At 71.7% G+C, this 24,642-nt stretch carries 21 protein-coding genes; 18 read left to right on the plus strand and 3 right to left on the minus strand.

Annotated elements, in window-relative coordinates:
* Nucleotides 1–1,058: LacI family DNA-binding transcriptional regulator (locus ACFWRO_RS20285; RefSeq protein WP_384512088.1), on the minus strand; the 1,058-nt coding region annotated here is incomplete at its 3' end.
* A 335-nt stretch (nt 1,059–1,393) separates the two neighbouring features.
* On the opposite strand from ACFWRO_RS20285, the gene ACFWRO_RS20290 reads away from it, so the two are divergent.
* From ACFWRO_RS20290 to ACFWRO_RS20310, 5 genes are all read left to right on the plus strand, one after another.
* Entirely contained in the window at nt 1,394–2,584 is a 1,191-nt protein-coding gene (locus tag ACFWRO_RS20290; protein WP_384512090.1) for a cytochrome P450, read from the plus strand.
* A gap of 95 nt (nt 2,585–2,679) precedes the next feature.
* Nucleotides 2,680–3,618 (plus strand): ADP-ribosylglycohydrolase family protein, encoded by a 939-nt coding sequence (locus ACFWRO_RS20295; protein ID WP_384512092.1) that lies wholly within the window; start codon nt 2,680–2,682, stop codon nt 3,616–3,618.
* A gap of 121 nt (nt 3,619–3,739) precedes the next feature.
* Entirely contained in the window at nt 3,740–3,892 is a 153-nt protein-coding gene (locus tag ACFWRO_RS20300; RefSeq protein ID WP_384512094.1) for a hypothetical protein, read from the plus strand.
* Between the two features lie 46 nt (nt 3,893–3,938).
* Entirely contained in the window at nt 3,939–5,603 is a 1,665-nt protein-coding gene (locus tag ACFWRO_RS20305; protein ID WP_384512096.1) for a peptidase M23, read from the plus strand.
* 258 nt (nt 5,604–5,861) lie between these two features.
* Nucleotides 5,862–6,500 (plus strand): hypothetical protein, encoded by a 639-nt coding sequence (locus ACFWRO_RS20310; RefSeq protein ID WP_384512098.1) that lies wholly within the window; start codon nt 5,862–5,864, stop codon nt 6,498–6,500.
* A 115-nt stretch (nt 6,501–6,615) separates the two neighbouring features.
* Here the strand turns inward: ACFWRO_RS20310 and ACFWRO_RS20315 are convergent, their stop codons facing one another.
* A complete protein-coding gene (locus ACFWRO_RS20315; protein WP_384512265.1) occupies nt 6,616–7,659 on the minus strand; it encodes an alpha/beta hydrolase in 1,044 nt (347 codons plus the stop codon).
* Between the two features lie 72 nt (nt 7,660–7,731).
* Nucleotides 7,732–10,212, minus strand: coding sequence for a penicillin acylase family protein (locus tag ACFWRO_RS20320; protein ID WP_384512100.1), 2,481 nt, complete (start codon nt 10,210–10,212; stop codon nt 7,732–7,734).
* A gap of 217 nt (nt 10,213–10,429) precedes the next feature.
* Between ACFWRO_RS20320 and ACFWRO_RS20325 the strand changes: the two genes are divergently transcribed.
* The 13 genes from ACFWRO_RS20325 (at nt 10,430) to ACFWRO_RS20385 (ending at nt 24,631) form a co-directional block, all read left to right on the plus strand.
* Nucleotides 10,430–11,422 (plus strand): alpha/beta hydrolase, encoded by a 993-nt coding sequence (locus ACFWRO_RS20325; protein WP_384512102.1) that lies wholly within the window; start codon nt 10,430–10,432, stop codon nt 11,420–11,422.
* A 67-nt stretch (nt 11,423–11,489) separates the two neighbouring features.
* Nucleotides 11,490–13,022 (plus strand): peptidoglycan DD-metalloendopeptidase family protein, encoded by a 1,533-nt coding sequence (locus ACFWRO_RS20330; RefSeq protein ID WP_384512104.1) that lies wholly within the window; start codon nt 11,490–11,492, stop codon nt 13,020–13,022.
* Between the two features lie 79 nt (nt 13,023–13,101).
* The gene (locus ACFWRO_RS20335; RefSeq protein WP_384512106.1) at nt 13,102–15,153 is read left to right on the plus strand and encodes a family 43 glycosylhydrolase; all 2,052 of its coding nucleotides are present in this window, start codon (nt 13,102–13,104) and stop codon (nt 15,151–15,153) included.
* Nucleotides 15,154–15,429: 276 nt separating this feature from the next.
* The gene (locus ACFWRO_RS20340) at nt 15,430–16,239 is read left to right on the plus strand and encodes a serine/threonine protein kinase (protein WP_384512108.1); all 810 of its coding nucleotides are present in this window, start codon (nt 15,430–15,432) and stop codon (nt 16,237–16,239) included.
* Nucleotides 16,236–17,789, plus strand: a complete 1,554-nt coding sequence (locus tag ACFWRO_RS20345; protein WP_384512110.1) for a serine/threonine-protein kinase — start codon at nt 16,236–16,238, stop codon at nt 17,787–17,789. Before ACFWRO_RS20340 ends, ACFWRO_RS20345 begins: the two co-directional genes overlap by 4 nt.
* Nucleotides 17,790–17,864: 75 nt before the next feature.
* Nucleotides 17,865–18,059 carry a DUF4236 domain-containing protein gene (locus ACFWRO_RS20350; RefSeq protein WP_362008498.1) on the plus strand — a complete coding sequence of 65 codons (195 nt, stop codon included), beginning with the start codon at nt 17,865–17,867 and terminating at the stop codon, nt 18,057–18,059.
* A 154-nt stretch (nt 18,060–18,213) separates the two neighbouring features.
* Nucleotides 18,214–18,600 (plus strand): hypothetical protein, encoded by a 387-nt coding sequence (locus tag ACFWRO_RS20355; protein WP_384512112.1) that lies wholly within the window; start codon nt 18,214–18,216, stop codon nt 18,598–18,600.
* Nucleotides 18,597–20,369: a GMC family oxidoreductase gene (locus tag ACFWRO_RS20360; protein WP_384512114.1), complete on the plus strand. Its 1,773-nt coding sequence runs from the start codon at nt 18,597–18,599 to the stop codon at nt 20,367–20,369. The genes ACFWRO_RS20355 and ACFWRO_RS20360 overlap by 4 nt, the downstream gene beginning before the upstream one ends.
* Nucleotides 20,366–21,235, plus strand: coding sequence for a hypothetical protein (locus ACFWRO_RS20365; RefSeq protein ID WP_384512116.1), 870 nt, complete (start codon nt 20,366–20,368; stop codon nt 21,233–21,235). The genes ACFWRO_RS20360 and ACFWRO_RS20365 overlap by 4 nt, the downstream gene beginning before the upstream one ends.
* A 42-nt stretch (nt 21,236–21,277) precedes the next feature.
* The gene (locus ACFWRO_RS20370) at nt 21,278–21,928 is read left to right on the plus strand and encodes a hypothetical protein (RefSeq protein WP_384512118.1); all 651 of its coding nucleotides are present in this window, start codon (nt 21,278–21,280) and stop codon (nt 21,926–21,928) included.
* A 106-nt stretch (nt 21,929–22,034) separates the two neighbouring features.
* Nucleotides 22,035–22,748: a VanZ family protein gene (locus ACFWRO_RS20375; protein WP_384512120.1), complete on the plus strand. Its 714-nt coding sequence runs from the start codon at nt 22,035–22,037 to the stop codon at nt 22,746–22,748.
* Nucleotides 22,749–22,782: 34 nt separating this feature from the next.
* On the plus strand, nt 22,783–23,529 hold the full coding sequence (locus ACFWRO_RS20380) for a response regulator transcription factor (RefSeq protein WP_384512122.1): 747 nt from the start codon (nt 22,783–22,785) through the stop codon (nt 23,527–23,529).
* Entirely contained in the window at nt 23,522–24,631 is a 1,110-nt protein-coding gene (locus tag ACFWRO_RS20385) for a sensor histidine kinase (protein ID WP_384512124.1), read from the plus strand. Before ACFWRO_RS20380 ends, ACFWRO_RS20385 begins: the two co-directional genes overlap by 8 nt.
* Nucleotides 24,632–24,642: the final 11 nt, after the last annotated feature.

A 24,642-nucleotide genomic window follows, 5' to 3' on the forward strand; every position in this document is an offset into this window, starting at 1 on the left:
CGCGGCCCGCGGGGGCCGGGGCCGGGCGGCGCCGCGGGCGGGCCCCCCCAGCCGAGCGGCGGCGGCGCCGTCGAGCCCCGTACGACGAGTTCGGGCTCGAAGAGCAGCTCACTGGGGTCCGTCTGCGTGCCCTGGATCTGGGCGCTGAGCAGCTCGACGGCCGCGCGCCCCATCGCCTCGATGGGCTGGCGGACGGTGGAGAGCGGCGGCTCCGTGCAGTTCATGAAGGCGGAGTCGTCGAACCCGACGACCGATACGTCGCCGGGAACGGAGAGCCCGCGCCTGCGCGCGGCCCTTATGGCGCCCAGGGCGAGCGGGTCGCTGGCGCAGACGATGCCGGTGATGCCCCGGTCCAGGAGGCGCGTGGCCGCAGCCTGGCCGCCTTCGAGGGAGAAGATCGAGCGGACGACATGCTCGTCGGGCAGCTTCGTACCCGCCGCCTCGGCCGCCGCGCGGGCCGCTTCGAGCTTGCGCCGCGAGGGGACGTGGTCGCTGGGGCCGAGGACGAGTCCGATGCGCTCGTGCCCGAGGGAGGCGAGGTGGCGCCACGCCTGCTCCACGGCGACGGCGTCGTCGCAGGAGACGCAGGGGAAGTTGAGCCCCTCGATGGAGGCGTTGATGAGGACCACCGGGATGTTGCGCTCCGCCAGCTGGTGGTAGTGGTCGTGCGGCGCGTCCGCCTGCGCGAAAAGGCCGCCGGCGAAGACCACGCCGGACACCTGCTGCTGGAGGAGGAGTTCCACGTAGTCGGCCTCGGAGACGCCGCCCTTGGTCTGCGTACAGAGCACGGGGGTCAGCCCCTGCTGCGCGAGCGCACCGCCGATCACCTCGGCGAACGCCGGGAAGATGGGGTTCTGCAACTCCGGCAGGACGAGCCCGACGAGCCGCGCGCGCTCACCGCGCAACTGCGTGGGCCGCTCGTATCCGAGCACGTCGAGCGCCGTGAGGACGGACTGCCGCGTCGCCTCGGAGACACCGGGCTTGCCGTTGAGCACACGGCTGACCGTGGCCTCGCTGACTCCCACCTTCTTGGCCACTTGAGCAAGTCGTCGCGTCATGAACGCAAGCGTAGCGCAAATCCCGCAAGAATGTTGCGCGGCCCGGTCGGCGGATCAGGCGCGACGGCGTACGTCGGAGAGGCGACGCATCCGCGCGGCACGCACCCGCCTTCGCGACAACTTCACGATCCTTCGCGATACAGCGGCAGAGAGGCGGCACATTGCCTTCGCCGCCCAGCGATTGCAACGCGTCATTGCGTTCATTCTACGTGTCATTGCATCAATTTACTGCCGCTCACCTGCGGTTAGCCCGTTCTGCTGATTGACGAGACCATGAACGCAACGTAGCTTTCGACATACGTCAAACACGCTATGTCGCGAGATGAGGAACGGCCATGAGTGAAGCCCTCCACCACGTCACGGATCTGCCGGCCGAGCGCCCGTCCGGCTGCCCCTTCGACCCGCCGGCCGAGCTCACAGAGGCTCATGGACACGGCCCCATCAGCCGGTACACCCACCCCGGCGGCAAACCCGGCTATCTGATCACCGGGTACGACCTGGTCCGGTCGGTCCTGGCCGACTCGCGCTTCAGCTCGCGCAAGGACCTCATGAACGTGGTCGACTTCCAGCTCCCTCCGGCGCCGCCCGGCGAGTTCCTCCTCATGGACGAACCGGACCACAGCCGCTACCGGAAGCCGCTGGTGGGCAAGTTCACCGCACGGCGCATGCGGCTCCTCACCGAGCGCGTCGAGCAGATCACCGCCGCGTGTCTGGACGCCATGGAGAAGAACGGTCCCTCGGCGGACCTGGTGACCGCGTTCGCCAAGCCCATCCCGACGATCATCATCTGCGAGCTGCTCGGGGTGCCGTACGAGGACCGGGACTCGTTCCAGGAACAGATCGACACGTTCATGAGCGGGGACACGAGCGACGAGGAGCTGATCGCGGCCTACACCGCGACGCAGGAGTACCTCGCGGAGCTGGTGGTGGCCAAGCGCGCCAACCCCACCGACGACGTGCTCAGCGAACTCACCGACAGCGACCTGACCGACGAGGAGCTGAAGGGGATCAGCCTGATCCTCCTGGCGGCAGGCTTCGACACCACCGCCAACATGCTGTCCCTCGGCGCCTTCGCCCTGCTGCAGAACCCGGAGCAACTGGACGCGCTGCGCGCCGAACCCGAGCTCACGGACAAGGCCGTGGAGGAGCTGCTGCGCTACCTGAGCGTCGCCAAGACGTTCATGCGGACGGCGCTCGAGGACGTCGAGGTCGGCGGCCAGACCATCGAGGCCGGCACGACGGTCTTGCTCTCGTACAACACCGCCAACCGCGATCCCGAGCGCTTCCCGGACCCCCACGCGCTCGACATCCGGCGGGAGCCGGGCGGCCACCTGGCCTTCGGCCACGGCATCCACCTGTGCCTGGGACAGCAGTTGGCCCGGGTCGAGATGCGGGTCGCGTTCGCCGCCCTCTTCAAACGCTTCCCCACCCTCCGCCTCGCCGTCCCGGCCGAGGAGGTCGCCCTGCGCCCGGAGACCGCGGACATCTACGGCGTCAAGAGCCTCCCGGTCACCTGGGCCGCCTGACCCCACGAACCGGTGGTGGGTGAGGCAGTGCAGGTCCCCTCACCCACCACCTCTCACTCCCGGGGCCGCGCGTGAGGCATCGATAACCTGCGCGGATGAAGCAGATAGAGCAGATACGGCGGGCTGCTGGCGCGGTCGTCGGCTCGGCGGTGGGCGACGCCCTGGGCGCGCCCTTCGAGTTCGGTCCCCCGGGAGCGTTCTCCGCGCGGTTTCCCGCGCCCGGCGCCGGTGGCGAGATGTGTGGAGGTGGGGGCTGGGATCCGGGCGAGGCCACCGACGACACGCAGATGGCCGTCCTGGTCGGGGAGTCCCTGCTGGAGCGGGGCGGGCTCGACCTGCCGGACGTCTTCGCGCGCTTCCAGCGGTGGGCGGCAGCCGGCCCCAAGGACATCGGCCTGCAGACGGAGGACGTCCTGAGCAACGGCGCGCCCTGGGACCTCGCCGCCGGGATCCACTTCCAGGTCAATCAAAGGGCCGCCGGCAACGGCTCCTTGATGCGGGCGTCGACCTCCGCCGTCCACTTCGCGCCCGCCGGCCGGGAAGCGACGATGGACGCGGCCCGCCGCATCGCCGCCCTCACCCACGGGGACCGCGCGGCATGGGAGGGCACCGCGATCTTCCACGAGCTCGTCCGCGTCACGCTCGAAGGCGCCGACCCGCTCGCCGCGCTCCCGGACATCCTGACGCTCGTCCATCCCGACCACCGCGAGCGGTACGCGACCGTCCTCGCCCCCGACTGGCACCCCGATCGGGCGACCGAGTTCAACGGCGCCGTCTGGCCCTGCCTGGGCTCCGCGGTCTGGTCCCTTCGTACGACCACGGCCTTCGAGGACGCGCTGCGCGCGGCGGTCGACCTCGGCGGGGACACGGACACGGTCGCCGCCGTGACCGGAGCCCTCGCGGGCGCGTACTACGGCCTCGACGCGATCCCCGCCCACTGGACCCACCCGCTCCACGTCCCCCTCCCCGGGTTCGACGGACAGGTCCTGCACCTAGCGGACCTGCTCCACCTCACGCAGCGCCTCGAAGGCTGAACCGGGTCTCCCTCGTCGCGCGTGTCACTCCGGATCGTTCCGGATGCCTTCCCTGCGGCCACCCCCCTTACTTTGTCGACGGCGCCCGCCAGACCGACCAGTAGGGAGCCCGGGAGCAGTGATGCCGACGACCGCCAGCACCGACCGCCAGACCGTCGCCCTGCTCGGGCGGCTGGAGCCGGAGGTGCTCGCCGCGGTCGGGTGTGGGCTGCGGGACGACGAGGTCGCCGCCATCGTGCACGCCTTCGACTACGGAGTCGGCCTCGGCCGATGAGGCTCTCGCTCCCACCGAACCTCACCTCACGACAGAGAGGCACACCATGGCAAGAACCGGCTTATCCCGCATGCTCTCCAGACTCGCCGTCATCACCGGGCTCTGGGCTCTCGTCATCGGCATGACCGCCTCGGCCGGCGTTGCACGGCCCGGGCCCGGCGACGACCACTACGGCGTGTCCCGGTACTTCCTGGGCCCGGAGGGGGTGGCCGAGGGGAAGGCCATTCCCACCGTTCCGTGTGATCCCGCCGGGCCTTCGGCCACCGACGGCATCATGGCCGACCAGCTCAACCCGCAGCTCAACACGAAGATGGCCGGCTATCTCGACGCGTACAAGATGTCCTGCGCCCGGATGGTCACGCAGGCGGTGAAGGACCGCGGGCTCAACCCGAAGGCCGCGACGATCTCCATCGCCACGATCATCGTCGAAGCCAGCATGAACAACTACTCCGCGGCCGTCGACCACACCAGCCTCGGCCTGTTCCAGCAGCAGGACTGGTGGGGCAGCCGCGAGCAGCGACTGAACCCGACGTACGCCACCAACGCCTTCCTCGACGCGATGGAGCAGCAGTTCCCGGGCGGCTCGTGGAACGACAACGAGATCGGCTACGTCGCCTGGAACGTCCAGCGGCCCCGCGAGGACCTGCGCCACCTGTACGGGATCGAGGCCGGCGACGCGGCGCTCATCGCCAACGCGCTGTGGGCCGGTACGGGCGGCGGGCCCAAGCACCCGTACGGCTCGGGCCGGGTGGTCTCCGGGCGGTCCGCGGACGGGCGCCTGGAGGCGTTCGCCGCCGGGGCCGACGGCGTGTACCACGCCTGGCAGACCGAGGTGAACGGCAACTGGTCTCCGTGGCGGTTCGAGGGCGGTCCGCGCAACGCGCAGCTCGCGGTGGCGTCCAACGCGGACGGCCGGCTGGAGCTGTTCGCGCTGTCGGACAGTACGTTCGACCACATGTGGCAGACCGGGCCCAGCGCGGGGTGGTCCAGCTGGGCGAACTTCGGCGGCGGAGGGTACCGAGTGGCGGCGGGCACCAACGCCGACGGCCGGATCGAGGTGTTCGCCTCCAACGCCGACGGTGTGTTCCACCGCTGGCAGACCGCGCCCAGTGGCAGTTGGGCCCCGTGGGACGGCACCGGCGGCGGGCCGGCCAACGCGCGCCTCGCCATGGAGAACGCCCCGGACGGCCGACTTGAAGTGTTCGCGCTCTCGGACTCGACGTTCAAGCACCTGTACCAGACCGGCGTCAACGGCGGTTGGTCCGCCTGGGAGGACTTCGGCGACGGCGGAAAGGCGGTAGCCGTCAGCCACAACCAGGACGGCAGGCTCGAGGTGTTCGCGTCCAACGCCAGTGGCGTGTTCCACCGCTGGCAGACCGGCCCGACCTCGTGGTCGGAATGGACCGGAACCGGCGGCGGGCCCGCCAACGCCGAGCTGGCCACGTCGCGGTCGGTGGACGGCCGGGTCGAGGTGTTCGCGATCAACGCCACCACCGCGAGCCACGCCTGGCAGACAGGCCCCAACGCGGCGTACGCGGAGTGGGAGACGTTCGGCGGAGGCGGCACGACGGTCGGCGCGAGCAACAACGCCGACGGCCGCATCGAGGTGTTCGGCACCAGCCAAGCCGGCGTCTACCACCGCTGGCAGAGCGGCTTCACCACCTGGTCGGAATGGCGCTGGCTGAACGACTCGGGCCCCGCGATGAACTAGATGAACTAGATGAACTGTACGAACTAGAGGGTCAGATGGATGAGATGGGCTAGATCCATCAGCCGCGAGGCTCCCGTCCCGGCCCGACCCGCCACCTCCGCGTGCGCGGGCGGGCCCGGGCGCGTTTCGGCCGCCGATGATCTTACGGATTCCTGACGCACCCCACCTGCAGCGCCCACACGGCCCGTCCTGCGCCTAGCGTGATCGTCATGCCGGTTCGGTCCCGACGAACCCGGAATCTCACGAGAAGGCGGAACCATGACGGTCGAGACGCTTCCCCGCTGCGCGTACCCCGAGTGCACGAACCACCCCGAGGCGCCGACGCCCGAGAACCCGGCGCCCCGCTACTGCGCCCACCCGGACCACAACGCGCTGGGGGCGTTCCGGTCCTTCCGCGCCAAGCGGCAGCAGCGCAAGGAGGAGAAGCGCCAGGCGGCGGAGGCCAAGAAGGCGGCCAAGGCGGCGGCCGGCACGCCGCAGCTCCCCGCCCAGATGTCCGGGGGCCGTGACGACCTCGTGGCGCTCATCAACCAGCTCGCCACCGATCTGCCGGGCTACATCGAGGAGTTGGCCATCATCACCGACTCGGCCGCCGCCGAGGCTCGTATCGAGACCTTGACCGAGCGCACCGCGCTCGCGGAGGAGGCCGCGGAGATGGCCGTCGGCGAACTGGACGCGGCCACGCGGCGGTTCGAGGCCGAGACGGAGAGGATCCGCAAGGAGACGGGGCAGCAGGTGGCCGATGTCGAGTTCGTCCGTGCCGAGTTGGAGCGCAGCCGCGACCGTGTCGCCCAGTTGGAGGAGCGCCTCGACAAGGTGCGCGACGAGGCGGACGCGGCCCGCCGTGAGCGCGCCGAGCTCGCGCTCCAGGCCGAGCAGCACCGGTGCAAGGTGTGACGACCGGCCGGGTGACAAACGGCCCGGCCCGTACCCGACGACGGCGTGCGCTGGTCGTCGGGTACGGGCCGGTGCCGCCGGGCTCGGGCCGGCATCGACGGCGGCCGGGTCTACGTCAGGAGGCGAAGGACCTCTCCAGCCTGGGGATCAGGTCCCTCAGCGACTCCTCCCAACAGCCGCCGTTGTGGCCGCCGTTGCACTGGGTGCCCCAGCCGGAGCCGTCGCCGTAGTTGACGTAGTAGTACGACATCCCCAGCGCGTCCATCGCGTTCTTGACGTGCTTCGCGGCTCCTTCGAGCCAGAACTCGATGTCCGCGGGCGAGCCGCCGCCGTTGCCCACGTAGATCGAGACGCCGACTCCGGCGGCCTTGAGCCTGTCCATGTGCTGCGACGGGTCGACCTCGTTCCACCGCCAGTCGGCGTTGAACACCGGGTACGGCGAGCCGAACGCGGCGTCGCTGTCCACGGCGGGCTTGTACGGGGAGTCGTTGGGGTCGCAGACTCCCGACGCCGAGCCGCAGATCGCGCCCTGCGCGTCGATGAGCGAGGCGACGACGGCGAGCCGCAGGTCCATGGACCTGACCGACATGTCGATGTCGCCGGACAGGGACGCGGTCTGGCTGAAGAGGTCGGGGCGGGCCTGGGCGTAGCGGAAGGCGCCGAAGCCGCCCATGGAGATGCCTGTGACGGCCCGCGCCTTCTTGGTGGGGATGGTGCGCAGGTTCGCGTCGATGAACGGGATCACCTGCTTGAGGTGGAAGTTCTCCCAGTTCTGGGCCCCGGCCAGGGTCTTCTGGTTGAGCCAGTTCGCGTACCAGCCGCGGGTGCCGCCGTCCGGAATGACGGTGATCATGGAGTCCGACATGGAGAGCGCCGGGTAGTTCTGCCGGACGGGGTCGTCGGGCGAGCCGTGCAGGAAGTACATCACCGGGTAGCGCCGGCCCGGGTCGTCGTAGTAGCCCTTCGGCAGGATGATCTTGATGTGCTGCTCGCCGGCGACCTCGGGCGTGGTCACCGTGAGGTAGAAGTCGGTGGAGCCGCCTTTCGCCGTGTCGACCTGGGTCAGGCCGAAGCCGTTCGCCATCGGCGGCGGTACGGTGCCGCCGTCGGCGGCTTGTACCGAACCCGCCGGGGCGACCATGGCCGCGGCGGCGAGCATCCACGCCGCCCCCAGTCGCCACCAGTTCGCTCGTCCTGTCACAGCGTTCCCCCTATCTCAGTTCGAGACATCTCAGTTCAAGACCTTGATCCGCAGCTCCGGTGAAGCCGCGATCTGTTCCTCGGTGAAGCGCTCGGTCACCCACTTCCCGGCCGAGAACAGCTTCGTCTGGTCGGTGTGGTGCGGTGAGTTCGGGTCGGCCGACTGGGAGTAGGCCATGACGGACAGCGCCTGCGGCGGGCCGTCGGCGGTGAAGCGGACCTGCTGGATGAAGCTCGACCCGTGGACGATGTCGAACTTTCCGTCGACCAGACCGGGAGTGATCACGTTCAGCACGCCCAGCGGGCCGCTCGCGCCGTGGATCGGGATCTGCTCGCCACCGCGGGTGACCTTCTGGATGTCCGACAGCGGTGCGTTCAACGGAATGCCCGCCTTGCGCAGCGCGAGTACGGCCCGGGCGAGCGCGTCACGGACGGCCGAGCTCCCGGAATCCAGCGAATTCGGCGTGTGCACCGGGTCCTTGGGGTCGAATGGCACCCGCCACGGCAGCTTCTCGATCCCCTGTCCGCCGAGCAGGAAGGACCAGTACGTGGCGAACAGCCAGGAGCCTCGGCTGTCCGACGCGTAGTCATGGCTCTTCCAGGCGGCCAGGATCGGGCACGCCTGGCTCACGTTGACCAGGTTGCCGTCCACCAGGACGAGCCCGAAGGGGACGTTCTGGCACATCGACACCGTGGCGTTGAGGGCCAGATCGGCCGCCCGGCTGTTGTCGGCGAACAGCAACTGCCCCATGGTCTCCGGGGTGAAGCCCTTGCCCGGCAGCCCGTCGGTGCCGTTGATCCGCTTCTGCGCGGTCAGGATGAGCTCCTGGGTGCGCAGCGAGCGGGGCGCCGCGCTGTCGCCCATCACCCTGGGGAAGGTCAGCGGCTGCTCGGGGTTGGCCAGCCAGGGACTGTCGTTGGCGTTGCCCACGAAGTCGGTACGGATCAGGCGCGGCTGCTTCTTCGGGTCCAGCAGGCCCGGCGCGACCGCGTTCGGGTCGTCGGGCCAGTCGCAGGCGCTGCGCTTGCCGTCGAAGATGGAGACCGGCGGAACGGTCGGCAGCCGTAGCGTCTGGTTGAACAACAGCTTGCCGGTCTCGGTGAGACACGACTGGGCGTGCGCGTCGGTGATGTTCGGGGTGGCCTGGATGTCCGCGTACAGGACGTTGCCCTTGCGGTCGGAGGCGACGGTGTTGAAGAACGGCACGCCCTGTGTGCTCTCCAGCGTGTCGACGACCTCGTGGACGTCCTTCGCCTGGTCGAGGCGGAACCAGGTGTTCAGCGCGCGCAGGTTGTCCATGTTCACGTCGCGCACCGCGTGCGCGCTGACCACCCAGGGCAGGGGAAAGCCCTGTAGGGAGGTGGTGATCGGGCCGTAGCGGGTGGACCACAAGGTCCTGGTGACCTTGGAGAGGGTGCCGTCCGCGTTCCGTACGTCGACCGCGACCTGCTGCGAGGTCATCTGCTCCCAGGCACCGTCCACCAGGTACTTGGTGGGGTTCAGCGGATCCACCTGTACGTCGAAGAGGCCGAACGGGGCGACGGTGGCGACCGTGTGGCTCCAGGCGACGTTGTCGTTGTAGCCGATGTTGATCGCGGGGAGGCCCAGCAGGCTGGCCCCGGAGACGTTGACCTTGCCCGGGATCGTCAACTGGCTCTGCCACATGCGGTTCTTGCCCTGCCACGGAAAGTGCGGGTTGGCGAGGAGCATGCTGGTGCCGCCGGACACGCCTTGCGAACCGACCGCCAACGCGTTGCTGCCCATGCTCTGTTCGCGGCTCGCGGCCATCGCGTCGCGGATCTTCGCGGCGGTCGTGGCGGGTGACGACGCCGGCTTCGCGGAGGCGGCCGCCGCCGAGGCGCCCGGGGGCGCGGCGTTGACCAGTCCGTCCAGCAGCGCGTCGGCGCTGCCCATGATGATCTCGGCATGGGCGTGCCGGTAGACGTCCAGCTCGGTGATCGGCCGCACCCAGGCCGCACCGCGGCAGGCCGGGTCGGAGAGGTTGTCCACGCCCGTCTCGGCCAGGTATCGGTTGTATCCCTGGACGTAGCCGCGAATGGCCTCCTCGACCTCCGGCGCGGGACCGTCGGGCGCGGGCTTGCCGAGCAGCCGCTCCACCACCCCGTTGTCCTTGATCCGCTGGAAGTACAGGTCGCTGTTGAGGTTGGTGGTGGTGTTCTGGTTCTGCCCGGGGCTCGCCCTGCCGTCCGGCCCCAGATAGCGGGACCTCTGGGCGTTGACCATCAGATAGGTGTCGGCGAGGGTGCAGATGTTGTCCTTGGCCGCCGCGTACCCGTACCCCGTTCCGAGACCCTCCCAGTCGGAGGCGACGATGTGCGGGATTCCGTACTCGGTGTAGCGGATCGTCGGCTTGTCCGGCGCCGGCTCGGTGGCGGCCGACGGCTTGTCCGTCACGGCGGCCGTCGATCCGGTGGCCGCCATCGTGCTCATCACCGCCACCGCGGCCAGCACCGCCATCGGCAGCCGCGCCCTGAATCTCCTCCGTGCCATCGAGCCGTCCTTCCCTGGGGTACGGGCCTTGGTCCGAACGCGAACACGAACACGAACGCGGACACGCCAGGGATAGCCGACGTGCCCGCCGCCTGTCCCTCCGTAACCTTCCGGAGTCCCCCGGGCCCGTTGCGTTGCTACCTTCCAGACGCCCGTTCGCACGGCCGCTACCCGCCGCGCCGGACACCTCGCCACCACTCCCGACCAGGAGGACACGTTGAGCGCGCAGCAGCCCACCCGCAGGAGCATCCTGAAGTCCGCCGGAGGCCTTTCGGCCGCTCTGGCCCTCGGCGCCGGAGGCGTCCTCGCCGGCGCGTCCCCCGCCGCCGCCGTCGGTGACGGCTTCGGCCTGCGCATCGTGGAGCGCGGCGAGGCCGACCCCCGCATGTGGTACTACCGCTTCCAGACGAACGCGATCGGCTGGAACCCCGCCGTCAACGTGCTCCTCCCGGACGACTACCACTGGAGCGGCGGGCGCAGGTACCCCGTGCTCTACCTCTTCCACGGGGGCGGCGACGGCCAGGACTTCATCACCTTCGACCGCGAGCGCATCCGCGACTGGACCGCGGGCAAGCCGCTCATCGTCGTCATGCCCGACGGCGGCCGCGCCGGCTGGTACTCCAACCCCGTGAACTCCAACACCGGCCCGCGGAACTGGGAGACGTTCCACATCGATCAGCTGATCCCCTGGATCGACGCGAACTTCCGCACCTTCGCGGAGTACGACGGGCGTGCCGTGTCCGGCTTCTCGATGGGCGGCTTCGGCGCGCTGAAGTACGCCGCCAAGTACTGGGGGCACTTCGCCTCGGTCAGCTCCCACTCCGGCCCGGCCAGCCTCCGCCGGGACAACGGCCTCGTGGTCCACTGGGCCAACGCCACCTCCGGCGCCCTGGACCTCGCCGGCGGTACGGTCTACGGCGCGCCGTTCTGGGACGAGGCCCGGGTGAACGCCGACAACCCGATGCAGCGGATCGAGAGCTACCGCAACAAGCGCGTCTTCCTGGTCGCCGGCACCAGCCCGGACCCGATCTCGTGGTTCGACACGGCCAACGAGACCCAAGTCCTCTGGGGACAGCGGGAGTTCCGTGCCGCCCTCGGCAACGCGGGCATCGACCACGAGTGGCACGAGCTGCCCGGCGGCCACTTCGTCCGCCACGACATGCTGGCGCGCGACATCGACGGCGTCATCGCCCGGCTGCGCAAGGCGTGACCGCCCCCACCTCGTGCCCCGTCCCGGCCCCCACTCACCCCGAGACCGTTGAGGGGAGGAGCGTCCCGTGTTCCGTGGACTCTCCCTACGCGCACTGACCTGTGTTCTCGCGGCGACGGCCGCCCTGCTGTTGCCGACGAGCCCGGCTCCTGCCGCAGCCGCCGCGGCCGCCGCTCCGGCCCGCGCCGCCGTCGCCGGGGCGGCATGTCCGACCTCCGGCACCGTGACCCAGCACTACCACGGCAACCACAACGGCGTGGACATCGCCAACTCCGTCGGCACGCCGATCTACGCCATCGGCGACGGTGAGGTGACCATCTCCGGGTACGTCGGCGACTACGGCCAGTGGATCCGGATCCAGCATCCCGACGGGCGGATCTCCGAGTACGGTCACATGTCCCGGCGGGACGTCTTCGAAGGCGACCGCGTCACGGCCGGTCAGCAGATCGCCCTGATGGGGTCCGAGGGGAACTCCACCGGCCCCCACCTGCATCTGCGGATCTGGGGCGACCCGGCCACCTCGTACCACCTCGACCCCGAGGTCTACCTCGCGGAGCGCGGTGTGGTGCTGCCCTGCACCCCGGGCACCGGTCCGCAGCCCAAGCCGCTGGTGTATCCGGCGGAGTCGGGCCGGGTCGTGTCGGCGCGCTCCGCGGACGGGCGACTCGAGGTGTTCGCCGCCGGAGCAGACGGCATCCACCACGCCTGGCAGCAGCAGGTCAACGGCAACTGGTCGCCCTGGGAGGCCCTCGGCGGCCCCGCCAACGCCCAACTCGCCATCGCACCCAACGCCGACGGGCGGCTGGAGCTGCTCGCCCTCAACGGCAACACCTTCCAGCACCGCTGGCAGCTGAACCCGTCGGGTGGCTGGTCGAACTGGGAGACCTTCGGCATCGGCGGCCGGGACACCGCGGCCGGGGTCAACGCCGACGGCCGTATCGAGGTCTACGCGTCCGGCCCGATCGGGCTCTTCCACCGGTACCAACTCGCCCCGAACGGCGGCTGGTCGGAATGGGAGCCGACGGGTGGCGGCCCCGCCGACAGCCGCGTGGAGATGGGGAAGGCGCCCGACGGCCGCCTGGAGGTCTTCGCCCTCAACGGCAGCACCTTCGAGCACAAGTACCAGACCGCACCCAACGGCGGCTGGTCCGACTGGGGCACCTTCGGCGAACAGGGGGGCCACGACCTGACCGTCGACCACAACGCCGACGGCCGCCTGGAGGTATTCGCCTCCGGCCCGCTCGGCGTGTTCCACAAGTACCAGACCAGTCCCACCAGTTGGTCCGGTTGGGAAGGCACCGGCGGCCCCGCCGACGCGCAGCTCACCAGCGAACGCACCCCTGACGGGCGCGTCGAGGTCTTCGCCATGAACGGCACCGCCGCCATGCACATCTGGCAGACCGGCCTCAACGCCCCCTTCAGCCAGTGGGCCACGTTCGGCACGGGCGGTACGGAGGTCACCGCCGCCTCCAACGCCGACGGCCGTATCGAAGTCTTCGGCACGAACCCTGGCGGCACCTTCCACACCTGGCAGACCGGCTTCAGCAGCTGGTCGGAGTGGGGCTGGGTCAACGACACCGCCGGCCCCGCCCTCGACTGACCCGCCCCTCACACCCCACCCGCGTGGCCGGCCGTGCCCCCTGCGACACGGCCGGCCGCGCGGTACGTCCGGAGGACCCATGCTTCCGATCAGCAGACGGAGCCTGTTGCGCGGTGCGGCCGGAGCGGGCGCGCTCCCGATCCTGGGCGCGACCGCCGCCCCGGCCGTCGCCGCGTCGGCCTTCGCCGCGTCCTCCGCGGACGTCCCGCCCCCGCACTGGGTGGGCGCGGGACCCTTCACGTACGTCTACGACCCGTCCACCACCTCCGGCCCGCGCTATCTCAACGATCACACCTTGGTGAAGGCCCAGGGCCGCTGGCACCTGTTCGGCATCGTCGGGGACAGCGCCCCGCGCGGTGAATCCCCGGACAGCGCCGAGGAGATCACCTTCGCGCACGCCTCCGCGCCGACCCCGACCGGGCCGTGGACCACCCACGCCGACGCGCTCACCCTCGACCCGTCCTACTACGGCGAGGAACACCTGTGGGCACCGCACGTCGTCGAGGCCGGCGGCAGGTACTGGATGTTCTACGCCGCGGGCGGCGCGACCGGAGCCGCGATCAACCTCGCCACGTCGACCGACCTGTTCACCTGGACCCGCGAGCCGTCGGGCCCGCTCTTCCGGGGGCTCGCGGCACGCGACCCGATGGTGCTGCGGGTCGGCGGCGAGTGGGTCATGTACTACACCGAACTCTCGGGCCCGGGCGGCCACCACGTCGTGGCGTACCGGCGCTCCGCCGACCTGGTGAACTGGAGCGAGCCGGGCGTCGCGTTCACCGACGCGAGCACGGACGCGACCGTCTCGGTCACCGAGTCGCCGTGCGTCGTCGAACGGGACGGCTGGTACTACCTGTTCATCGGCCCGAGGGGCGGCTACGAAGGGACCGACGTACTGGCGTCGCGCGACCCCTTCCACTTCGAACTCGCCGGATACGCGGGCCATGTGGCGGGTCACGCCGTCGAGGTGGTCCGCGACGGGGACACGTGGCACGCCAGCGCCGCGGGGTGGTTCCGGCACGGGCTGTACTTGGCGCCCCTGCACTGGCGTGACTCGCCGCCGCCGTGGCAGAGCGCCGACAACCCGGTGGCCGGCCTCGACGCGCTCGGCCGCCTCACCGTCTTCGCGCTCGACGCCGCCGACCGCTCGATGCTGCGGCGCGTCCAGACCGACCCCCACACCGACAGCTGGTCGGAGTGGGAGCCGTTCGGAGGGCCTGCCGGTGCGGTGCCCACACTCGGCCGGACCACCGACGGCAGGCTGGAAGTCTTCTCGCTCGCCCCGGGCGGGGCCAAGCTGCACCACCGGGTGCAGCGGGCGGACGGCGGCTGGTACGCGTGGGAGGAGTTCGGCGGCCCGGCCGGCGCCGCACCGGCCGTCGCCCGCGACGCCGACGGCCGCCTGGAGGTCTTCGCGCTGAGCCCCGGCGGCGGCTCCGTCGCGCGGCGGCGGCAGCGGTCGGCGGGTGCCCTGGTCTGGGACGGGTGGGAGGTCGGCTTCGGCGGGGCGGCGGGCGCGCCCCCGGTCGTCGCGGCGAACGCCGACGGCAGGCTGGAGGTGTTCGTCCTCTCCCCCGGCGGCACGGGCGTCCGCCACCGTTGGCAGGAGACCACCGGCGGCCCCTGGACCCCGGCATGGCACCCGTACGGCACCGCCGCGGGCGCCGCGCCCCGGGTCGGCAGGGACGGCAGCGGCCGGCTCACGGTCGCCGCGATCGGGCCGTCGGGCGTGGGCACCTTCGCCCGGCGGCAGTCCGTGGCGAGCGGCGGCTGGGCCGAGTGGCTGCCGCTGTTCGGCTGGAGCGCCGCCGCCCCGGCGTTCGCCACCAACGCCGACGGCCGCCTTGAGGCGTTCTCACTGTCGCCGGGCGGCGCGCGACTCAGCCACCGCTGGCAGGTCGCCCCGGGCGGGGACTGGGCTCCCGGCGGGGAGTTCGGCGAGCCCGGCCTCCGGCTCGCGGCGACGCCGACGTCCGCGCTCGACTCGACCGGGCGCCAGCACGTCTTCGCCGTCACCGCCGCGGGCGGGGTACGGGCCCGCGTCCAGGAGCGGCCGAGCGGCGGCTGGCGGCCCTGGGCGGCCTTCGGCGAACGCACGGTCGCGCCGCTCGTGTCGGGCAGCCCCGCGCTCTGAGGAGCGTGCGGATCACGCCAAGTGAACGGAGCCGGCGGGAACGCGCTAGCGCGGCCCGGAAGGAGGCACCCGCGCGTCGACTGCCCGTGGCGGCGGCCCGTCTCCCCACGCCTCGGCGGAAGTTCACGGGCCGGACCGCCCTGATCCGCGCCGCAGGGCCGCCCGCCGGGGCGGATCTGGATTCGGCGATGTGGCCGAAGTGCGCCGGGTGAACTCCCCTGAGAGATGAGTATCGTTCCGCTCGTCCCACAAGCGACGCGGGGGAACGGGGGAGCGGTGAGTGGCGTAGTCGTCCATCTGCCGCAGGGAAGCGGTGGCGCCGACGGCGCCGAACCGCGCGGTGCAGCGGTGACGTTACGGCTCGGCCCCGGCGAGGTCGCCCGCTTCGGGCGGGGCTCCCCGAGGGTCCCCGTCGAGCTGTGCCTCGCCGACCCGGCGATCTCGCGGCTCGCCGGGGAGATCCGCGTGACCGACGACCACTGGCAACTGACGAACCTCAGCACGACCCACAGCTATCTGGTGGAGAACCCAGAGGGAGCGGGCGAATACCTGCGGGTTCCGCCGCGCCGGGTCGGGGCGCCGATCCCCTTCGAGTTCTCCCGCGTGGTGCTGCCCACCCGCGGTGACGTCACGGTCTCCTTCCAGGTGTTCGCCCCCGACCACATCTACCTCGACCCCGAGGCCATGGGGCTCCCCTGGGGCAACAGCACGGTCACCGCGTACTCCCTGGACGAGACGGCCACCTACTTCCTCGTCCTCGTCGCGCTCTGCGAACGGCGCCTGCGCGACCAGTCCCGGGTGGCGGTCCCCACGACGCCCCAGATCGTCGAGCGGCTCAAGGGGCACGCCACCGGCGGCACGCTGACCGCGCGGGCGGTCAGCTCGCACATCGACTACCTCGCCGAGGAGAAGCTGCGCATCGGCGGCCAGGACGATCACGAACCCGGCAAGGGCGACCGCCGCAACGGCAAGCGGGAGGAGATCGTCGGGCTCGCGCTGCGCTTCGGACTCGTACGGGAGGAGCACCTCGCGCTGCTGCCGCCCCTGACGGCGGCCGGCGGGCGGGAGCGGCAGGCCGCACGATGACACCCCCGCACGGCCCGGGAGACCCCACGGAGACGGACTGCGACCGCGCGGATCAGCTCCCTGCGGGCTTCCAGGTGGGTGACTGGGTGGTGACCGAACTCATCGGCGCCGGAGGCTGGTCCACGGTCTACGCGGCACGGCCGGCGGGCGGGTCCGCCGGGGGTGCCACGGACGTCGCGGGCGGCTCTTCCGGCGGTCCCACGGACGTCGCGGGCGCCTCTTCCGGCAGGCCCACCGACATCGCGGCGGACAGGTCCTCCGGCGGTCCCGCCGACGTCGCGCTCAAGATCATGCCGACCGCCGGGCTCGCGCCGCTGCAGACGCGCAGGATCGTGGAGTCCGCCCGCCGCGAGGTCGAGCTCGGGCGCAGGGCCGGGCATCCCCGACTGATCGGCCTCCTGGAGTCGTTCACGCTCGCCGCGCCGGACCACCCCTCCCTGGAAGGCGCGATCGTGCTGGTCATGGAGCGGGCCGCCGGCAGTCTGCGGGAGCTCCTGGACGCGGGGGTGCCCGAGGCCGAGCGCGGCCGGCTGATCGCGGGGATCTGCGAGGGGCTCTCCCATCTGCACCGCTCGGGCTGGGTCCACGCCGATCTCAAGCCGGAGAACGTCCTCCTTGCCGCGGACGGCTCCGTGAAGCTCTCCGACTTCGGCCTCGCCACCGAACTGACGGGTACCCACGGGTACGCGCCGCCCATGGGCACCCTGGACTACCTCCCGCCCGAGCGCTGGCGTGCGCCCCTCGGCGAACTCGGGGTACGGGTCAGGCCGACCGCCGACATCTGGGCCCTGGGCATCGTCATCCACGAGGTGTTCGCGTCGGGCGGCTCACCGTTCCCCGGCGCCACGCCCATGGCGCGGGGCGCCTCGGTCCAGGCGTACGGCCAGGGGCGCGCCCCGCTGCGCATGGACCACGAGGTGCCGCCGTTCTGGCGCGCCCTCGCCGCCGACTGCCTCGCCCCGAACCACGAGGCCCGCGCCCCGCACACCGCGGAGAGCCTGCTCGCCCGCATCACCGCCGAGCAGGTTCCGCCCGGGCGGCCGGGGTCGGGCGCGGGTTCGGGCACGGGCATGGGCACGGGCACGGGTCGGCTACGGCACCGGGCCCGCGCCGCAGTCCTCGCCACCGCGCTGTGCGGGATCGCCGGCGCGACCCTGACTTCGGACGCGGTACGGGTGGGCTCGTCCGCGCCTGCGGGCCGTGCGGGCGCGACGGCCGGCACGGTACGGGTGTTCAACGCGGAGCGCGGCTGCCGGGAGCGGGCCGACCGGGACCGGCTGTGCAGCCTGGGCCTGGCGATCGACCCGGCGCGGCCGTACACAGCGGACAACGTGGTGGAGACCAGGGTGTGGCACGGCGACGCCCTGGTCGCCGACTGCCGGTTCACCGGCGGCGAGCTCATCATCGACGAGGAGGACGTGCGGTCCACCGACTGGTACCGCGTCCGTCTCCCGTCCGGCTCCCTGCCCCCGGCGGCCTGGCTCCCGGCCGTGCGCACCAGGGACCGGCCGTCGCTGCCGGACTGCCAGCACCCCACGGCCGGTCGCTGAGCGGTGACAGGACCGTGGCGTGGCCGTGACGGCCCCGCCGCGACCTTGACGCAGCATGGTGTCCAGGAGGCCGACATGTCGATCTATTACCACAAGCAGATCACGATCATCCCGAAGCTGCTCCGCCTGAACATCGGCACGCACGGATGGTCGCTGAGCTTCGGCCCGCGCCGTGCGCACGTCACCCGGCACAGCGGAGGCGGGCACAGCGCGTCCGTGCGGCTGCCGGGCGGCATCAGCTGGCGCCGGCGCTTCCGCCGCCGCCGCTGAAGCGCGGGGCGGACGCCGTCTGCTTGTCATGTGAACGCCCGTCGAACGGCAGGCCGCACGCCGCCATTCGTACGAGGGAGTGCCCGGCGGCGCAATCGAGCCGTTGCGGGGGCGCACCGCATGGGCCGGCGGGCGGCGGGGCACCGATGATCACGTGCCCAACAGAGACGAGACACAGCGCTTCACCGCCCTGTCGGTACGGCTGACCGGCTTCGACGAAGTGGCCCTGGAGGCCACCGCGTTGGCCGAGGTGTACCGGTCGGTGGCGGCGGGGCAGCTCGACGCGGAACGGTACCAGCGCCTGCTGCGGGACCCGGACGACGACGCCCTGGACAGTGACCTGCGGGAGGCGGCCCGGGCGGTGACGTACCTCTGGTACACGGGCAGTTGGCCGGGCTCGCCACCGATCGTGGTCTCCCCGCGCGCCCAGGCCGAGGGCCTGGTGTGGAAGGCGGCCGGCCTCCATGCCCCGGGCACCGATCCGGGCGGGTACGGGAGTTGGGCCGACGCGGGCGACGCCGTCGAGGGGAGCGTCCGGTGAGCTCGAGCCGGTACGACGTGATCGTCGTCGGCGCCGGGGTCGCGGGCTCGCTCGTCGCGCACCGGCTCGGTGGGCACGGCCGCCGGGTCCTGGTACTGGAGGCGGGCACCTCGGGCGACGCACCCCCGGCACGGCCGAATCCGGCCGCTCCCTCCCCACAGATGACGGACCTCGTCGGCACGGACGACGCACCCGGCTTCCGGGCATCCGGCCACCTGCTGCAGGATGGCCCGCTCCCCTACGCCAGCGGATACGTGCGCGCCAACGGCGGTACGGGCAACGTCTGGACGGGCCTCGCGCCGCGCATGCTCCCGGAGGACTTCGACACGGAGGCCTTCGGGTACGGGCGGCGGTGGCCGCTCTCGTACGAGGAGCTGGAACGCCACTACCGGGCGGCCGAGGAGGAGTTGGGGGTGGCCGCCGACGCCGACGAGCAGCGCGAACAGCTCGGTCTGCCCTTCCCCGACGACTACGTCTTCCCCATGCGCCCCTTGCCGGCCGCGCGTCTGGACCGCCTCCTGGCCGGCCGCCTCGACGGGCGGCGCGTCAAGGATCCGGTCGCGCTGCGGGAGGTCGAGCTGCGGGTGGTCGGCACCCCGCACGCGCGCAACGGCGTCCCGGATCCCCGGTACGACGGCGGCCGCGGCTATGTGCCGCGGGGGCGGGACGGGCGGCCGGATCCGGGCAGCCGGTGCGTGGGCAACGCGAGCTGCATCCCGCACTGCCCCTCGTACGCGAAGTACACCCCGCTCAAGACCCAGGGCCACTGGAGCCCGACCGTCACGCTGCGGGACCGGTCCGTGGTGAGCCGGGTCCTCGTGGACGGGCGGGGGCACGCGACGGGGGTGGAGTACCGCGTGTACGACGGGGAGGTGTCCGTCGCGTACGCCGATGTCGTCGTGCTCGCCGCGCACGCCGTGGAGAACGCCCGGCTGTTGCTCCTCTCCGAACTGGCCGAGGGCAGTGGCCAGGTCGGCCGCAATCTGATGGACCATCCGGTCCTGCTGACCTGGGGCCTGCTGCCCGAGGACACCGGACCGTACCGGGGCCCCGGTTCGGTCTCGGGCTTCGAGGGCTTCCGCGCCGGCCCCGCGCGGCGTCTGCGGGCGCCGTTCCGCGTGGAGTTCGGGGCGTGGGGCTGGGTGTGGGCGAAGGGCCCGGTCGACACGGACGTCCAGCACTTCCTCACCGAACAGGGCATGTTCGGCGCTGAGTTGAGACGGGCGGTAGGGGACAGACTCCGCCGCCAGTTCACGCTCCAGTTCGAGATGGAGCAGGCCGCCGATCCCGCGAACCGGGTCACTCTCCACCCGTACGAGCGCGATCCGCTGGGCCTGCCGCGTCCTCTCGTCACGTACGACCTCGACGAGCATGTGAAGGAGGGCATGGCGGCGGCGCGGGCGGTCTCCGACCAGATCTTCGCTCTCCTCGGCGCCGAGGACCACACGGAGTACGCGCCGGTGGCGGCCTGGCCCGGCCGCTTCGAGCACGGCGGCCGTACGTACGGCTACCGCGGGGCCGGCCACGCCGCGGGTACGCACATCATGGGCGACTCCCCCGCCACCTCGGTGGTGGACTCCTGGCAGCGCTGCTGGGAGCACCCCGGCCTGTACGCGGTCGGCTGCGGCAGCATGCCGTCGGTGGCCACCTCGAACCCGACGCTGACGTTGGCGGCGCTTGCGCTGCGCAGCGCCGAGCGGATCGAGCGGGAGCTGGCGACCCGCGACCGCCCGATGTCCCTCTCACCGACCGAAGGAGCCCGGCAGTGACGCCCCACCTCCCCCTGCCTCCCGTCCCGGATCCGTTCCAACTCCCCTTCCACTACGGAGCGTTGCACCAGCTCGGCATCGACTGGCTGGTCGAACCGGAACCGGTCCGCGAGCTGCTCGCCAAGCAGCACCCGGACCTGACCGCGGCCACGTTCGAGGACGGCCGGGCGCTGGTGTCGCTCAACTACCAGCTGTACTTCGCGCAGTACGCCTTCGGTGGCGGTGTGACCCAGGAGATCGAGGTCAACGTCATCGCCTTCCCGACGGCCGAGGGCCACCGGCTGCCGCGGCTGACCTACGCCCAGTACGCGCAGGGCTGGGACCAGACCAAACTGCTCGGAATCGCCCGCCTGCACGTCGTGTGCGACAACCCGTTCGCGATCCGCGCGGGTCGCGAGCTCTACGCCGAGCCCAAGCACCCGGGCTGGTTCGAGGTGAGCATGCCGTCCCTGAACGGTCCGGCGGGCGACACGTGGACGGTGCGGTGCAACGCGGCCGCGATCGGTCCGGGCGACGCGCTGGAGAAGGGCCTGAGCCCGCTGCTCGACATCAAGGCCGACCTGGAGGGCCTCTCCTCGGTCGCCGCCAACTCCGCCCCGGTCACCGGCTACGGCACCGACCCCGAGGGCCGCCTGCTCGCCGGCCCCATGAACCTCTCCCAGCCGTACCGCTGGTACGACCTGACGTCCCCGGACCGCTCCACCCGCACGCACCTCAGGCTCCACACCCCGGCCGCCACCCTGGGCGACGACCTCCACGCGCTCCTCCCCACCACCACCCCGGCCACCGGCGCCTGGACCTACCAGTCACCCCCGGTGGCCACCCACAACCGCCCGTACTACCTGCCGAAGGGACCGCGCTCATAACCACTACGCCCCCACAGAACGGCCGTGTGATCATGAGGCGCGATGAAGCTACCGATCACCCTCCACCACGCACGGCTGGGTTCTCAGGCGTTCAAGGTCATCCGACCGGCCCGGCCGCTGACCCACGCGATTCTCCTCGACCACGACCGCCACCTGGACGCTTACGTCGATCAGGATGCCGCGCAGCGCATCGCCGGGCTGTGGACCCTCGCGGCCTCCTCACCGGGCGCGCTGGTCCATCTGCACATGCGAGGCAACCGCCCGCCCTCGCGCGAGCTGCCGGACGCCGGCACCAGGCAGCTCGACCTGGTCCTCCTGCACCACTCGCTCCAGTTCGCGCCATCGCGCTGGAAGGAAGTACGCGGACGCCTCGACCAGGGGCGTCCGCAGACGGTGAAGCTGCCGGACCCGGGCCGCGCCACCGAACCCGCGATCGACCCCGCGGCCCGGCACCACCGGGAGAACCGCGACCTCTTCCACCAGCACGTCCACGCCGAGACCCTGTTCATGACCGGCAGCGCGAAAGTGTTCAAGGACACGGCCCGCCACTTCCTCGACGTCGCCCGCCACGGTCCCGGGTACGTCCCCGTCCATCCGAGCTATCCGCACTTCTGCACCGAGTTCCACTCCAACGACGGCACGCTCGGCGATGCACGGGAGATCCACATCGAGTACTGCGACGAGTGGGACTGACGAGCCGGCGTCGCGGGCGTCGCGTGTATCGCCGTCGTCGCGTGTATCGCGGGCATATCGAAAACCGCATACGCCGTCGCAACCACGGTCCGTTTCTCATGGGGGCATGGACCATGACGCCTCCCCGTCCGCGCCGCCCCGCCGCACGCTCAGGATCGTGATCGCCGGCCTGGCGGTCCTCGGGCTCGCGAGTGCCCTGTTCGTCGTGCGGGGGCCGCTCATGATGGCCGCTCCGGCGTGCAGGGCCGGGCGGTGGCACGGTTGCTACGACACGTTCAACGGTGTGGTCCTCATGACCCTGGCCGCGGTGCCGTTGTCCCTGCTGGTGGTGTGGGCTCTGGCGCGCCTTCGAAAGGCCGCCGGCGTCGACGGCACGTCGGCGTGGCGGAGGTCGCTGGCCGAGGTGGGCATGGTGCACGGGACGGTGCCGTTCGTGTGGATGACCCTGATGCCGGGCGGCGGGGCGGGCGTCGTACCCGCCCGGGTGAGCCTGGTGCCGCTGCGGGACCTGGTCACGATGGGGTCGCTCGGGATCGTCGGCAACCTGCTGGTCTTCGCGGCGCTGGGGTTCTTCGCCCCGATGAGGTTCGCCGCGCCGGCGTCCGTACCGCGGATCCTGGCGCTCGGGGCGGGCTGCTCGGTCCTGGTCGAGACCGCGCAGTACGTGCTCGACCTCGACCGGGTGTCCTCCGTGGACGACGTCCTGGTCAACGCCACCGGCGCCGTACTGGCCGGGCTCGCGTCGCGCCGCTGGTGGCGCACGCGGGCGGAGGCGCCGGTGGACCGGCCTCGCCGCCCGGTGCCCGCGGCGGCGGGCTGAGTGGCATGCCCGGTGATGTGTCTAGGCTTCGGTCATGCGCGTACTGATCGTGGAGGACGAGCCCTACCTGGCCGAAGCCGTCCGTGACGGTCTGCGCCTGGAGGCGATCGCCGCCGACATCGCGGGCGACGGCGACACCGCCCTGGAGCTGCTCAGCGTCAACTCCTACGACATCGCGGTCCTCGACCGCGACATCCCCGGCCCCTCCGGCGACGAGGTCGCCCGGCGCATCGTCGCCTCCGGCAGCGGGATCCCGATCCTCATGCTCACCGCAGCCGACCGGATCGACGACAAGGCCTCCGGGTTCGAGCTCGGTGCCGACGACTACCTCACCAAGCCGTTCGACCTGCGGGAGCTGGTCCTGCGGCTGAGGGCGCTCGACCGCCGACGCGCGTACGCCCGGCCCCCGGTCCGCGAGATCGCGGGGCTGCGGGTCGACCCGTTCCGCCGGGAGGTATTCCGCGACGGGCGTTACGTCGCGCTCACCCGTAAACAGTTCGCCGTCCTCGAAGTGCTCGTCGCCGCCGAGGGCGGGGTCGTCAGCGCCGAGGAGCTCCTCGAACGGGCCTGGGACGAGAACGCCGACCCTCTCACCAACGCCGTACGCATCACCGTCTCGGCGCTGCGCAAGCGGCTCGGCGAGCCGTGGATCATCGCCACGGTGCCGGGGGTCGGTTACCGCATCGACGCCGACTCCCGTCCCGGCCCCGGTCCCGGTCCTGGCCCGGGCTCCGGGTCCGGGTCCGGGTCCGGGTCCGGGTCCGGCAGCGCCGATGCCTAGGCGCCCCGGGCTCAGCGCACGGCTGAAGCTCACCCTCAGCTACGCCGGGTTCCTCGCCGTCGCCGGCGCCCTGCTCCTGGCCGTGGTGTGGCTGTTCATCCTGCGCTATGTACCCGACAACCCGCAGGGCCTCCTCGGCAAATCACCCAACCGCTACCTCCTCGTGCGTACTTTCGCCCCCGCCGCGGCGCTCTCGATGCTCTTCCTGCTCGTGTTCGGCCTGGTCGGGGGGTGGTTCCTCGCCGGCCGTATGCTCGCGCCGCTCACCCGGATCACGGCCGCGGCGCGGAGGGCCGGGAGCGGGTCGCTGTCCCATCGGATCCACATGGAGGGCCGCAAGGACGAGTTCCGTGAACTCTCCGACGCCTTCGACTCGATGCTCGAACAGCTGGAGTCGCACGTCGCCGAGCAACAGCGGTTCGCCGCGAACGCCTCCCACGAGCTGCGCACACCGCTGGCGATCTCGCGGACCCTGCTCGACGTCGCCCGCAAGGACCCGACGCGGGACCGGGACGAACTCCTCGAACGCCTCCAGGCCGTCAACACGCGGGCGATCGACCTCACCGAGGCCCTCCTGCTGCTGAGCCGCAGCGACCGGCGGACCTTCGCCCGCGAGAGCGTCGACCTCTCCCTCGTCGCCGAGGAAGCCGCCGAAACCCTGCTCCCCCTCGCCGAACGGCGCGGGATCACGCTCGACGTCACCGGCGGGGCGACCCGGACCAGCGGCTCCTCGGAGCTCCTGCTGCGGATGATGACGAACCTCGTCCAGAACGCCATCGTCCACAACCTCCCCGCCGACGAGACCGGCGGGACCCGCGGGACCGTGACGGTCCACACCGAAGCGGAGGGCGACGCCTGCGTGCTGCGGGTCGAGAACACGGGTCATCCGATCCCTCCGGAACTCGTACCGACCCTCACCGAACCCTTCCAGCGCGGTACGGAACGCGCACGCGACGCACGGACCGACGAGCACGTCGGCGTCGGGCTCGGCCTGGCCATCGTGCACAGCATCGTCCGTGCACACGACGGCACCCTCGACCTCGCCCCGCGCCCCACCGGCGGGCTCGTCGTCACGGTCCGTCTCCCCAGCACGCCGGCGTGACCCACCTCACA

Source organism: Streptomyces sp. NPDC058579 (assembly GCF_042718575.1).
Taxonomy (GTDB): Bacteria; Actinomycetota; Actinomycetes; order Streptomycetales; family Streptomycetaceae; genus Streptomyces.